This window comes from Hominimerdicola alba 8 (genome assembly GCF_000178155.2).
Taxonomy (GTDB): domain Bacteria; phylum Bacillota; class Clostridia; order Oscillospirales; family Ruminococcaceae; genus Hominimerdicola; species Hominimerdicola alba_C.
The window spans coordinates 56316-69292 of the sequence record NZ_ADKM02000095.1; the positions used below are offsets into that span (position 1 = coordinate 56316).

Annotated in this window: 13 protein-coding genes; 6 read left to right on the forward strand and 7 right to left on the reverse strand. The window is 50.8% G+C overall.

Annotated features, from left to right (window positions below; translation table 11 throughout):
- The first annotated feature begins 57 nt into the window (after nucleotides 1–57).
- The 6 genes from CUS_RS11960 to CUS_RS11985 all read left to right on the forward strand — a co-directional run bounded on the left by CUS_RS11960 (nucleotide 58) and on the right by CUS_RS11985 (nucleotide 5279).
- On the forward strand, nucleotides 58–879 hold the full coding sequence (locus CUS_RS11960; protein WP_002850977.1) for a TatD family hydrolase: 822 nt from the start codon (nucleotides 58–60) through the stop codon (nucleotides 877–879).
- Between the two features lie 51 nt (nucleotides 880–930).
- Nucleotides 931–1887, forward strand: a complete 957-nt coding sequence (locus tag CUS_RS11965) for a glycosyltransferase family 2 protein (protein ID WP_002851015.1) — start codon at nucleotides 931–933, stop codon at nucleotides 1885–1887.
- A 149-nt stretch (nucleotides 1888–2036) separates the two neighbouring features.
- Nucleotides 2037–2645, forward strand: coding sequence for an SseB family protein (locus CUS_RS11970; protein WP_002851062.1), 609 nt, complete (start codon nucleotides 2037–2039; stop codon nucleotides 2643–2645).
- 118 nt (nucleotides 2646–2763) lie between these two features.
- Nucleotides 2764–3282 carry an NAD(+) diphosphatase gene (locus CUS_RS11975; protein WP_002851048.1) on the forward strand — a complete coding sequence of 173 codons (519 nt, stop codon included), beginning with the start codon at nucleotides 2764–2766 and terminating at the stop codon, nucleotides 3280–3282.
- Nucleotides 3282–3977 (forward strand): endonuclease V, encoded by a 696-nt coding sequence (locus CUS_RS11980; protein WP_002851013.1) that lies wholly within the window; start codon nucleotides 3282–3284, stop codon nucleotides 3975–3977. The genes CUS_RS11975 and CUS_RS11980 overlap by 1 nt, the downstream gene beginning before the upstream one ends.
- A gap of 144 nt (nucleotides 3978–4121) precedes the next feature.
- Nucleotides 4122–5279 (forward strand): glycosyl hydrolase family 8, encoded by a 1158-nt coding sequence (locus CUS_RS11985; protein ID WP_002850998.1) that lies wholly within the window; start codon nucleotides 4122–4124, stop codon nucleotides 5277–5279.
- Between the two features lie 162 nt (nucleotides 5280–5441).
- Here CUS_RS11985 and glmS read toward each other — a convergent pair whose 3' ends face one another.
- The 7 genes from glmS to CUS_RS12015 all read right to left on the reverse strand — a co-directional run bounded on the left by glmS (nucleotide 5442) and on the right by CUS_RS12015 (nucleotide 12906).
- Complete coding sequence (glmS, locus tag CUS_RS11990; protein WP_002851060.1) at nucleotides 5442–7280, reverse strand: glutamine--fructose-6-phosphate transaminase (isomerizing); 1839 nt, start codon at nucleotides 7278–7280, stop codon at nucleotides 5442–5444.
- A 159-nt stretch (nucleotides 7281–7439) separates the two neighbouring features.
- Nucleotides 7440–8135, reverse strand: coding sequence for a YitT family protein (locus CUS_RS11995; protein ID WP_002851066.1), 696 nt, complete (start codon nucleotides 8133–8135; stop codon nucleotides 7440–7442).
- Entirely contained in the window at nucleotides 8048–8419 is a 372-nt protein-coding gene (locus tag CUS_RS20445) for a YitT family protein (RefSeq protein ID WP_242831554.1), read from the reverse strand. The genes CUS_RS11995 and CUS_RS20445 overlap by 88 nt, the downstream gene beginning before the upstream one ends.
- A gap of 1 nt (nucleotide 8420) precedes the next feature.
- Complete coding sequence (locus CUS_RS12000) at nucleotides 8421–10940, reverse strand: heavy metal translocating P-type ATPase (protein ID WP_002851057.1); 2520 nt, start codon at nucleotides 10938–10940, stop codon at nucleotides 8421–8423.
- Nucleotides 10941–10951: 11 nt separating this feature from the next.
- A complete protein-coding gene (locus tag CUS_RS12005) occupies nucleotides 10952–11257 on the reverse strand; it encodes a metal-sensing transcriptional repressor (protein WP_002851018.1) in 306 nt (101 codons plus the stop codon).
- 109 nt (nucleotides 11258–11366) lie between these two features.
- Nucleotides 11367–12128, reverse strand: coding sequence for a Nif3-like dinuclear metal center hexameric protein (locus CUS_RS12010; protein ID WP_002850980.1), 762 nt, complete (start codon nucleotides 12126–12128; stop codon nucleotides 11367–11369).
- A 55-nt stretch (nucleotides 12129–12183) separates the two neighbouring features.
- A complete protein-coding gene (locus CUS_RS12015) occupies nucleotides 12184–12906 on the reverse strand; it encodes a hypothetical protein (protein WP_002851042.1) in 723 nt (240 codons plus the stop codon).
- Nucleotides 12907–12977: the final 71 nt, after the last annotated feature.

The following is a 12977-nucleotide window of genomic DNA, read 5'->3' on the forward strand; positions in this document are numbered from 1 at the left end:
TTATAATAACTATTGTATATACAGGCGTATTTGTCGCCTGACAGAAAGGAGATCTGTATGGCGGGAGGGATATTTGACTCGCATTGTCATTACGATGACCCTGCCTTTGATGAGGACAGGTTCGAGCTGCTGGACAGACTGCTGACAGGCGATGCTCACCCAATAGACAGGATGCTTCATGCCGCCACCGATGAAAAGTCGGCAAGGTTCGGCATCGAAACAGCTAAAAGATATGAAAATTACTACACCTCAGTGGGTTTCCACCCCGAAAATGCTGACGAAGTTCCCGATAACTACATGGATATCTTACAGGAACTTTACCGCGAAGCCTGCGAGATACACAAGCTGGGCGCTGTCGGTGAGATAGGGCTTGACTACCACTATGAGGGCTACAATAAAGAAAAGCAGATAAAGATGTTCAAAGACCAGGTGAGGTTCGCGGTGTGCAAATCTCTGCCTGTCATAGTACACTGCCGCGATGCTACAGAGGACTGCATGAAGATACTCAACGAGTTCCGTCCCGAAGGCGTTATGCACTGCTTTTCAGGCTCGGCTGAAACGGCTGAGGAAGTCGTGAAGCTGGGCATGTACATCGGTTTCACGGGTGCGCTGGCTTTCAAAAACAACAAGAAGTCGCGCCGTTCCTGCGAAGCTGTGCCGCTGGACAGGCTCCTGCTGGAAACTGACTGCCCCTACATGGCACCGCCTCCCTACAGGGGCGAGCGCAGTGACAGTTCGATGATAGCCGAAACTGCAAAGGTCATGGCTGAGGTAAAGGGCGTTTCGGTGGAAGAGATAATACGCATCACCAACGAGAACGCATGCAGGCTGTTCGGTATAAACAGAGATGAAGAGGCTATTTTTCTGAGTTCAATGTGACGAACATACGAAATATAAAAATACAATAATAAACTTTGGAGATGAATAAAATTGGCAGAGATACTGTATCTGGTGATACCTTGCTATAATGAGGAGGAAATGCTCCCCATAACGGCTAAGGCTATCATGAAAAAGATGGACACACTTATAGGCGAGGGCAAGATAAGCCCCAAAAGTAAAGTAATGCTGGTGGACGACGGTTCTAAGGACAAGACTTGGGAAGTCATCGAAAAACTGCATGGTCTGGCGCAGACCGATATCTTCACGGGCATAAAACTCTCGCGCAACAGGGGGCATCAGAATGCACTGCTGGCAGGTCTTATGACAGCAAGGAACTACGCCGACATAATGATATCGATGGACGCAGACCTTCAGGACGATATAAACGCCATCGACGGCATGCTGGAAAAACGCGCTGAGGGCTGTGAGATAGTCTACGGTGTGAGGTCTTCGAGAGAAACTGACACCGCTTTCAAGCGCAACACTGCACGCGCCTACTACAAGGTGCTGGAGATGATGGGTGTCGAGATAACCTATGACCACGCCGACTACAGACTTATGAGCAAACGTGCCGTAGATGCGCTGGCTGATTTCAAGGAGGTCAACCTGTTCCTGAGAGGAATGGTGCCGATGGTGGGCTTCAAGAGCGACATCGTGAAGTACGAAAGAAACGAGCGCGTGGCGGGCGAATCAAAGTACCCGCTGAAAAAGATGCTGGCTTTCGCGATAGAGGGCATAACTTCGCTGTCGGTAAAGCCCATAAGATTTATTACAGCGCTGGGCGTTATCATTTTTGTAGTATCTATACTGATGCTGATGTACTTCCTTATCGACAAGGCTTTCGGCAACACCGAAAGGGGCTGGGCTTCCACGATAGTTTCGATATGGGCTATCGGCGGTCTGCAAATGCTGGCGATAGGTGTCATCGGTGAATATATAGGCAAGATCTATCTGGAAACTAAGGCAAGACCTAAGTTTATCATAGATATAAATCTGGAAGAGAAGTAGTTCCTTCCGAAAGGAAAAACCAAAATAAATACGACCTCACTGACGGCGATGCGTCAGCGCTGGACTCCTGTCGGGTGCTTGGGAGTTTCGGTGCAGACAGGTGCAATATCGCCGCAGAATGGTCAGAAAGCAAAAAGGAGTAGAAAATTATGGCAAATCAGAACTTACAGATCTCAGGCAAGGTATCCAACGAGAAGATCGACAACACCGCACTGGTAGAAGCTATCGGCGCAATGAGAAATGAATTCAATGCAGATACACAGAACAAGGTCATCAACAATGCGCTGAGATCGACTTTCCTTGTACCTGCTATCATCGAGAAGAATCAGGAATTGGTGGCTGACAAGGAGAACCACGTTCAGTTCCAGGACAAGCAGACTGCAAAGTTCCTGCTGATAAACAAGAATGTCAAGGACGAGGACGGCAACGAGAAGACTATCTCTTACTTCCCTGTTTTCACAAGCAAGGAAACTCTTGACGAGATGAGAAAGACCACCGACCAGAATTTCATGCCTTTCGCTATGAAGTTTGCCGACATCGCCAACCTGACAGAGAACACCCCCAATGTTGAGGGCTTCGTACTCGACCCATTCACCAGAGCGCACAACCTGCCTTTCACTAAGGGCATGCTGGAGTCAATCAAGCAGACTCTCATCAATTTCAGAAATTCAAGAAATGCTGCTGTAAAGGCTGCTGAGGAAGCTACAGGCGAGAGCGCACCCAACATCACAGTAAACTCCAATAAGGAAGAAGTTTAATATTACTTGGGTCGGGATAGTCATACTGTTCCGACCCTTTTTATGTTAACGGCGATGATGATACGAAAAAATGTATAAGGTATCAGCTTTGCCGTCTGATAGATGTGAGGTGAGCCGAATGAGATATATCTTTTGCCCTCAGTGCGGCAGAAAGCTGAGTGACAGACCTGCGGGCGATGAGGGACAGGTGCCATACTGCATGGGCTGTGACAAGCTGTGGTTCGATACTTTCCCCAGCTGTTCGATAGTACTGGTGGCGAATGAATATGACGAGATAGCACTGCTGAGACAGGATTACATGTCAGACAAGTACACGACCTTTGTATCGGGGTACATAACTCCGGGTGAAAATGCCGAGCAGACGGCAGTACGCGAGGTCAGGGAAGAGATAGGCATAGCCCTTGACGGTGTTGACTACGCGGGTACATACTGGTTTGAGAAACAAGGTCTGCTGATGCACGGCTTCATCGCGCGGGCGAAAAAACAGCCGTTGGTGCTGTCTTCTGAGGTGGACTGGGCTGACTGGACACCCGCCGAGAAAGTGATAGAAACTATCTTCCCCGACTCGCCCGGAAATGCCGCTTATGCTATATATATGAAGTTCATGGGGGAATACTTCGGCAAGGGGGAAAAGTGATGTACGCTGAGGAAGAAAAGTTCGCGCAGATACAAAATGACCTCAGGCAGAAAATAAGTCTGGAGGACAGCTTTTCGGCTGATGCCCTTAAGACCGTTGCGGGCGTAGACCTCGCCTACTGGCAGGAGGGCGACACCGAACGTGCAGTCTGCTGTATAGTGGTGACAGATGCCGCCAGCGGCGAAGTCATCGAGAAAAAGCAGTGTGACGGCATGATAGATGTGCCGTATATACCCGGTTATCTGGCATTTCGGGAACTTCCGCTGGTGCTTAAGACTGTCGGACTGCTGGAAAATGAACCCGATCTTTTCATTTTTGACGGCAACGGTTATCTCCACCCGCGTCACATGGGCATCGCGACACATGCGGCGCTGGTCATGGGCAGACCCGCTATGGGCATAGCGAAAACATACTTCCGCGTAGACAAAAAGACCGACTACACCGAACCCGCCGAAGATGCGGGCAGTTACACCGACATCATAATCGACGGCGAAGTATACGGTCGTGCGCTGAGGACACACAAGGGCGTTAAGCCTGTGTTCGTGTCGGCGGGAAGCGGCATAAGCCTTGACACTGCCTGCGATATCTCACTGCGGCTGACTTCAAAGGAAAGCCATATACCTATCCCGACCCGTCTTGCCGACCTTGAAACGCATACCGCGAGGGCGGCGCTGAGGGGCGGCGCGGAAGAATAGGCGTTTTCCCCGCAAGGGGACGGAACTAAAAGACCCCGCAATAACCGCATTTCCTTAATGGAAACAGCGCAAAAGCTGACTTGACAGCGCAATTATTCTTGTGATACAATGTAATTACCAACTTTTGTTATATAGGAGGGTATCATGTTCAAGAATAATTACCGCAACGTGTTTGCCGAGATCGGCAAGAGCGAAACTGAAATAAAAACGCGGCTGGATAAGCTGACAGAAGAATTTTTCTTCGGTGATGACAGCTTTTACCATGAAGTCGGAGATATGGGATATCTTGAAGACACGGGCAACCATGATGCCCGCACTGAGGGCATGTCCTACGGCATGATGCTGGCTGTACAGCTGGACAGAAAAGATATCTTTGACAGGATATGGAAATGGTCAAAGCACTACATGTACATGACCGACGGCTGGAACGCGGGTTATTTCGCGTGGTCATGCAAGCCCGACGGCACACGCAACTCTGACGGTCCTGCGCCCGACGGCGAGGAATACTATGCGATGGCGCTGTTTTTCGCTTCACACCGCTGGGGCGACGGCGAGGGCATATTCAATTACAGCAAAGAGGCGAAAGACCTCCTGCGAAGCTGTCTGCACAAGGGCGAAGGCGATACAGTCGGTGCGCCCATGTGGGATATTGAGCGCAAGCTGATACTTTTCGGACCAGCCTGTGATTTCAGCGATGCTTCATACCATCTGCCGCATTTTTATGAACTTTTCGCACTCTGGGCATACGAAGAGGACAGAGAATTCTGGGCGGGTGCGGCTAAGGCGAGCCGCGAGTATATCGCGAAGTCCTGCCACCCCGCAACAGGCATGAGTCCCGAATACGGCGAGTTTGACGGTTCACCGATGTCAAGGCCTCTCCCCTGGACGCATGACAGGCACGATTATTTTTACAGCGATGCTTACCGAACCGCCGCAAACATCGGTCTTGACTGCGTATGGTTCGGCAAGGACGAGGGGCATTTTGCCGCCGTACCGAGATTACAGCACACGCTGGGCATCATAAACCGCGATGAACCTTACATGACATATGAAGTCGATGGCACTAAGCTGACACAGCCCGCACTTCACCCTGTCGGGCTTATGGCGGCTACTGCTATGGGATCGCTGGCGGTGAGAGATAAGCTGTCACTGACATCACCCGACCCAAAAGTTCGTCTTGCGGCTGAATGGGTCGAAAAGCTGTGGAACTCTCCCCTGCGCACAGGCGGGCGGCGGTATTACGACAACTGCCTTTACATGTTCGCATTTCTGGCGCTCAGCGGCAATTACCGCATCTGGTAGAAAAACACCGACACCCCTGCTTTATGACGGCAGGGGTGTTTTATGTTTCTCACAATTTTGGTGTGTCGGCGCGGAAAGCAATACACGACCAAATCGGGACTTATGTTTTACACACAATAAAAGGCGCTTCCCTTTTGCGGGGAAGCGCCTTGTTGTTATATTTTATTCAACAGTTACGCTCTTTGCGAGGTTTCTGGGCTTGTCAACGTCAAGACCCTTAGCCACCGAGATGTAGTAACCCAACAGCTGTAACGGTACGACCGCAAGGCTTGCCGCGAACAGCGGGTCGGTCTTGGGAACGTATGCGGTGAAGTCTGCGGTATCCTCAACGCTGTAGTTGCCATAGGAAGTCAGACCCATTATGTAAGCACCGCGCGACTTGCACTCGACCATGTTTGAAACTGTCTTTTCAAACAAAGCCTGCTGTGTCAGCACGCTTATTACCAGTGTGCCGTTCTCGATAAGCGAGATAGGACCGTGTTTCAGTTCGCCTGCGGCATAAGCCTCCGAATGGATATAGCTTATCTCCTTCATTTTCAGCGAACCCTCAAGGCTTACTGCGTAGTCGATACCTCTGCCGATAAAGAAAGCATCGCGTATATTCGAGAACTTAGATGCGAACCACTGTATACGCTCTTTATCCTCCAGTATCTTTGCCACCTTGTCGGGAATGGTGTTAAGTTCTTCCAGCAGTTCGGCAAATCTCTCTTCTGTTATCTCTTCGCGCACTTTTGCGAACTGCATAGCCAGCAGATAAGCGGCGATAAGCTGTGTGCTGTACGCCTTTGTTGTAGCAACAGATATTTCGGGACCCGCAAGTGTGTAGAACACGCTGTCAGCCTCTCTTGCTATGTTGGAACCTACCACATTGACTATGCCGAGAGTCTTTATGCCGCGCTCTTTAGCAAGCGTGAGAGCGGCGCGGCTGTCGGCAGTTTCGCCCGACTGGCTGATTATCACCACAAGGCTGTTCTTACTGAGGGGCATCTTCCTGTATCTGAATTCGCTGGCAAGTTCTACCCTCACAGGTATAGAAGTCAGTTCTTCAAACACATACTGTGCCGCAACGCCCACATGGTAAGCCGAACCGCAGGCAACTATGTATATCTGGCTCAGCGCCTTTACCTCTTCATCAGTCAGACCGAATTCGTCAAGCACGATTCTGCCGTCCTTGACAACAGAGTTTATGGTATCCCTGATGACCTTGGGCTGTTCGTGTATCTCCTTGAGCATGAAGTGCTCATAGCCGCCCTTTTCTGCGGCTTCGGCGTTCCACTTTATCTCAGTGAGTTCCTTTGTTATCTCCTCACGCTCGATATTATAGAACTTCACTTCGCCCTTAGACAGCTTTGCTATCTCCAGATTGCCGATATAATAAACGTTCCTTGTATATTTGAGTATGGCAGGCACATCGGAAGCCACATAAGTTTCGCCGTCAGCGATACCTATTATCATGGGGCTGTCCTTGCGGGCTGTGTAGATCTCTTCGGGATATTCCTTGAACATAACGCACAGCGCATAACTGCCGCGTATACGTATCATAGCCCTCGCGATGGAGTCAACAGGACCCTCGCCGTACTTGCGGTAGTAGTAGTCTATCAGCTTAACAGCGACTTCGGTATCAGTCTGCGACCTGAAAGTGTAGCCCGCCTTTACCAGCTTCTCTTTAAGTTCCTGATAGTTCTCTATGATGCCGTTGTGTACCGCGATGACATTTTCATCGTCAGTGGCATGCGGGTGAGCGTTCAGCGCAGATGGTTCACCATGAGTCGCCCATCTTGTATGACCTATACCGCAGCAGCCTTTTACAGCCTTGCCGCCATCGGTCATATTGACCAGCACTGCCAGCTTGCCTTTTTCCTTGATTATCTCGGTATCTCTGTCACCGTCACGCACAGCGATGCCAGCCGAGTCATAACCTCTGTATTCCAGTTTGGACAGACCGTCCAGCAGCACAGGTGCCGCCTGACGCATACCTGTAAATCCAACTATTCCGCACATGTTTATATACCTCCAAGTATTCAGCGATATACCGCTGCGAACTGTATTGCATATCATCAAAAAAAGCAACAAAAAACTATTTTAATTATAACAGAATAACGCCCGACTGTCAATAGTTATGTTAACTTTTTGGCAGTTTGACACATAACGGTCACATATTCATCCGCTGTGGTTTGCCGAGAAAACATCTGCCACATCTGATATTGTAATATATGCGGCGGGGTCGGTATCATGCACGATATTTCTCATGCGGGTCACCTGAAAACGGTTGACCACGAAATAGATGAAAGTCTTTTCGGCGTTGGAATAGCCGCCTTTTGCGTTTATCAGCGTCACGCCGCTCCCGAACTCACTGCTCAGCCGTTCAGTGACTTCGGCGGGCTTGTTGGTTATTATTATCGCACCCTTTGCGCGGTCAAGACCATCAACGATGAAATCCACCGTTTTCAGTGCCGCACCGTAGGTCACTATGGAATACAGCGGCAGTATCCAGCTGTTTAGCACCAGCCCGCAGACTATGTAAAGGCACACGTTGTATATCATGCAGAAAGTGCCGACAGTTATGCCTATCCGCTTTGCAAATATCACCGCCATTACCTCTATGCCGTCCATCGCACCGCCGAAGCGCAGTGCGATACCGCTGCCCGCCCCCGATATGACTCCGCCGAACAGCGCACACAAAAGCAGGTCGGTACCCGCCAGCGGTGAAGCGAAACGCACATCAACAGGCAGAATATCGGTTATCAGCCACGCCGACACCGAGTATATCAGCACCGTGTACACCGCATACACTGTGAAAATGCCGCACTGCTTTTTCGACCCGTACAGGAACAGCGGCACATTATAGCAATCCAACTATTTAAATTCACAAAATCCAGTCGCAAAAGCTCGGATCTATGGATTTTGTGACTGGATTTTGTCTGAATTTTAAGGCGGATTGCTATAAGTATCACCGGAAAGACCGAGAGTGACAGCGATGCGGGCGTAAGCTGTGCCGCCAGCATCGAAGTTCCCGAAATGCCGCTGTCATAGAGTTTTACAGGTGTCAGGAAAATGGTTATGCCGAAGGCGTTTATCATGCCCGCCAGCGTCAGCATAAGGATATTTATTGGTTTCAGTTTTGACAGTATCTTCTTCAAATCATACCTCCTTGATAACTTCGTAGCCCTTTTTGGTGACAGCATCTTCCATCGCCGCAAGGTCACGTATGGGCGAATAAAGTGTCAGTACGGCTGTGCCCGCCTTAAAGTCGCAGACCGCTTCTGCGACCTCATCAAAGGCTTCAAGGGCTTTTCTGACAGTTGCTTCGCAGTGGGGGCACATCATGCCGTTTATGCGCATGGTGTAAGTTTCAGACTTCTGTTCGGGCGCGAGGTCATCGGGCAGTACCACACAGTTTCGTGCCTTGTCGCGGGCGGGCGAAAAGATGTCTTTCAGATTTAGCCGCAGTGCATTCGTCACCACCGTGAAGCTGGACAAACTCATTGCCGCCGCCCCGAACATCGGCTGTAACTCCCAGCCGAACAGCTTTATGAAAGCACCTGCCGCCAGCGGAATGCCGATGACATTGTAAATAAACGCCCAGAAAAGGTTCTGATGTATGCTTCTCAGCGTCATGCAGCTGAGTCGTATGGCGGCGGGGACATCGGTAAGGCGGCTGTTCACCAGCACCACATCTGCGGCATCGACTGCCACATCTGCCCCCGCGCCGATAGCTATGCCCATATCAGCGCGGGTGAGGGCGGGTGCATCGTTGATGCCGTCACCCACCATAGCCACTCTGCCGACTGCCTGCAACTTGCGTATGACGCTTTCCTTGCCGTTAGGCAGAACGCCCGCTATCACGCGGTCAACTCCCGCCTGCCTGCCGACTGCTTCGGCGGTGCGGGCGTTGTCGCCTGTCAGCATCACCACCGACAGACCCATATTTTTCAGCTGTCTTATGGCTTCTGCGCTCTCATCTTTCAGCTGGTCGGCGGCGGCTATCATGCCCAGTATTTTCCCGCCTTTTGCAAAGAACAGCGGTGTCTTGCCCTCGCCTGCCAGTGCTTCCGCCTTTGACTTCAACTCACCGCTGACGGTGCAGTACTTCTCTATCAGCGCAAGGTTTCCGCCGTAAAGTTCAGCGCCGCCGAACCTGCCGCGCAGTCCGCTTCCCGAAAGCGCTTTGAAATCGCTGACAGTTTCGGCTTTTACGGAATTTTCCTCACAGTACCGCATAACAGCGCCCGCAAGAGGGTGTTCGCTCATGGCTTCAAGGGACGCGGCGGCAATCAGCAATTCGCTCTCCGAAATGCCGTCTGCGGGTATCACATCGGTCACAGCGGGTTCGCCTTTTGTGACTGTGCCTGTCTTGTCCAGCGCGACTATCTGCACCCTGCCCGTTTCTTCCAGCGAAACAGCCGTCTTGAACAGCACGCCGTTTTTAGCGCCCATGCCGCTGCCCACCATTATCGCAACAGGCGTTGCAAGTCCCAGCGCACAGGGACAGCTTATCACCAGCACCGAGATAGCCCGCGCCAGCGCATAGCCCGCAGTCTGCCCCACTGCCAGCCATATCACCAGTGTAATCGCCGCTATGCCGATAACGGTCGGGACGAAAATGCCCGAAACACGGTCGGCTATCTTGGCGATCGGTGCTTTGGTGGCGGCGGCATCGCTTACCATCTTTATTATCTGCGCGAGGGTGGTGTCCTCGCCCACCCGCTGTGCCCTGCACCGCAGGAAACCCGTCTGATTGATGGTTGCAGCTGAAACATGACTGCCCGCCTGCTTATCGGCAGGTATCGACTCGCCTGTGAGTGCGGCTTCATTTACAGCGCTCTCGCCCTCTATGACCACACCATCAACGGGTATGCTCTCACCGGGCCGCACAACGAAGATGTCACCCACCTGCACATTCTCTATGGGCATCACGACTTCTTTGCCGTCACGCTCGACTGCGGCAGTTTTGGGTGTCAGTTTCATAAGACCTTTCAGCGCATCAGTGGTCTTGCCCTTTGAACGTGCCTCCAGCAGTTTGCCGACCGTTATTAGTGTCAGTATCATGGCGGCAGACTCAAAGTAGAAGTTCATCATAAGTTCTTCTGTTTTGTCGGTGTCGCCGTCAGTGACAGCGCGTGTCATGGCAAAAAGCACGAAAACGCTCCACAAAAACGATACCCCCGAACCCATCGCCACAAGGGTGTCCATATTGGGCGAGCGGTGTACCAGCCCCTTAAAGCCGCTCACAAAGAATTTCTGATTTATGACCATCACAGCGGCGGCGAATATCATCTCAAACAGCCCCATCGCAAGATGGTTGCCCTCAAAAAACGCAGGCAGAGGAAAGCCCCACATCATGTGACCCATCGAAACATACATAAGCGGTATGAGCAGGCAAAGCGAAGCTGTCAGCCGCTTTTTCAGCTTCGGCGTTTCGCGGTCAGCAAGGGTGTCTTCTTCGGCTGGGGCAGACTTTGCGCCCTTTCGCGATGCGCCGTAACCCGCATCTTCCACCGCTTTTATAATACTTTCGGGCGAAGCACTGCCCTCAACGCCCATCGAATTTGTCAGCAGGCTCACCGAGCAGGCAGTCACGCCGTCAACAGCGGCAACGGCTTTTTCCACCCTTGCACTGCACGCCGCACAGCTCATGCCCGTAACGTTATACTGTTCCATCTTGTACCCCCTTACTTCATCAGCTTTTGCAGAGTTGCCGCCAGTTCATCTATGGTTTCGTCCCTGCCCGCACGAATGTCATCAGCCACACAGGTGCGTATATGGTTTGTCAGCAGTTCCCGCGAAAAAGCGTTCATCGCGGCATTCACGGCGGCACACTGCGTAAGTATATCGGGGCAGTAGGCACTTTCCTCCACCATAGCCTTAATGCCGCGCACCTGACCCTCGATACGGCTCAGGCGGTTCAGCAGGCGCTTGTATTCTTCCTCACTGCGGACTTTTTTTCGTCCACAGCACTCGCATTTATGTTCACTCACAGTATCCCCTCCTCTACGTAACATTATATACCCCCAGGGGGTATTTTGTCAAGTACAAAAACGGCGGAAAAAATATCTTCCGCCGAAAATTAACAATTTATATCATTTACTATGTATACCACTCCACCACATCGAAAGACGACTCAGCCACTTCGACAATGATGCCCTCAAATCTCTCGGTGAGGGCTTTTTTCATGTAGTCACAGAAGATATTCTCGGTGTAGTAGTGCCCCGCATCGAACACGGTCAGACCTGCGTTATAGGCATCAACGAAGACATCGTGCTTGACATCGCCCGTGATGAAAGCATCACAGCCTTTCGCGATAACATCGCCCATAAAACTTCCGCCGCTTCCCGAACACACCGCTATCTTTCTGAGTGGGGTATTTTTTGCGTGGTCATACCTGACAGTAGGCGTGCCCAGCTTTTCTTTGCAGAGCACGGCGAGATCTGCCGCCATAATGCCCTGATGCCCGCATATACAGCCCATCTCAGCGCCATGCTCGACAGTTATGCAGTCATCGGGTATCAGCCCCAGCTTTTCACAGAGTATCTTGTTCATCACAGTGCTGTCAAAATTCGTGTGCGCCGAAAGTACCGCAACATTTCCCCTTACCAGCTGACCCACCACGCTTTCGGGGTCAAGCTGTTTTATGCCGCGAAAAATTACAGGGTGATGTGTCAGCACCAGCTGAAAGCCCTTTTCGGCGGCTTCCCTCGCCACATCTTTCGTGCAGTCCAGCGAAAGCATCACCTTGTCGGCAGGCATCGACATATTGCCCACGCACAGCCCGCTGTTATCGTAGCCCTCTTGCAGTGAAAAGGGCGCAAGTTCTTCGATAAAACCGTAAATATCGCTTATAGTATACATATCATACACCTCTCATATCTAAAATAAAAGGGCGGTAAGACCACCGCCCTTATGATTATTTACTTTTTTTGCCAAAAAGTCCGTTCTTTTTCTGGGGCTTTTTGCCGATGTTCTCGGTGGGGTCACCGAAACGCTCTTTGTTCTTTTCTATATCCATCGTGACATCATGGACACTTGCAGACATCAGACCTGTCATCTGCTGCATCAGCAGACTTTGCTCAAATATCTCGACAGCTTCTTCGCATGTTTCAGCCTCGCCGTTCACAAGGAATTCCTTTATCTGACCGATGTTCGTCATGTAGTCCATGTCCAGTTCCATGAAATCGATCTTCTTCCTCAGTGCCGCAAGGTAATCATCGCGCTGTTTTTCAAGCTGTTTTATCCTGCCTTCAAGAAGTTCTATCTGCTCGGTTATACCCTCATTGACCTCTATCTGATGGTTTTTGACTTCGGTGAGTTTCTGGGAGTAGTAATTATTTGCCAGCTTGTAGCCGAATGCTGTCACCGCCGCAAAGCCTATTAAAGGCACTATCCACAGAAGACCATCATGGAATGCCGCAGCAAGTATCGCCAAAAAGATAGTCGCGCCTATCAGCACATATATCATGGTCTTGTTGCGCTTGCCCTTGAAATCGAATTCTTTCTCTGCCTCGCTGACATCTCTGATGTATATTTTCAGGTACTCCTTGTTCTCCTTGCTGACTTCTACGCCTTCGGCAAACTCAAAGTATCTGTTTATATAGCATTCCGCCAGATCCATCTTTTCCAGCTCAGTCATACACTCACCCTCTGACTCCCTCTTATCCTTTTTACCATGTAGGAATATAGATGCGTAAAGTAAAAGTTTAC

Bases quoted from the DNA above. Each gene is read 5' to 3' on its own strand.
- CUS_RS11970 (WP_002851062.1), top strand. From the start codon at position 2,037: ATGGCAAATCAGAACTTACAGATCTCAGGCAAGGTATCCAACGAGAAG.
- CUS_RS11960 (WP_002850977.1), top strand. From the start codon at position 58: ATGGCGGGAGGGATATTTGACTCGCATTGTCATTACGATGACCCTGCC.
- CUS_RS12010 (WP_002850980.1), bottom strand. From the start codon at position 12,128: ATGTATACTATAAGCGATATTTACGGTTTTATCGAAGAACTTGCGCCC.
- CUS_RS12015 (WP_002851042.1), bottom strand. From the start codon at position 12,906: ATGACTGAGCTGGAAAAGATGGATCTGGCGGAATGCTATATAAACAGA.
- CUS_RS11980 (WP_002851013.1), top strand. From the start codon at position 3,282: ATGTACGCTGAGGAAGAAAAGTTCGCGCAGATACAAAATGACCTCAGG.
- CUS_RS11975 (WP_002851048.1), top strand. From the start codon at position 2,764: ATGAGATATATCTTTTGCCCTCAGTGCGGCAGAAAGCTGAGTGACAGA.
- CUS_RS12000 (WP_002851057.1), bottom strand. From the start codon at position 10,940: ATGGAACAGTATAACGTTACGGGCATGAGCTGTGCGGCGTGCAGTGCA.
- glmS (WP_002851060.1), bottom strand. From the start codon at position 7,280: ATGTGCGGAATAGTTGGATTTACAGGTATGCGTCAGGCGGCACCTGTG.
- CUS_RS11985 (WP_002850998.1), top strand. From the start codon at position 4,122: ATGTTCAAGAATAATTACCGCAACGTGTTTGCCGAGATCGGCAAGAGC.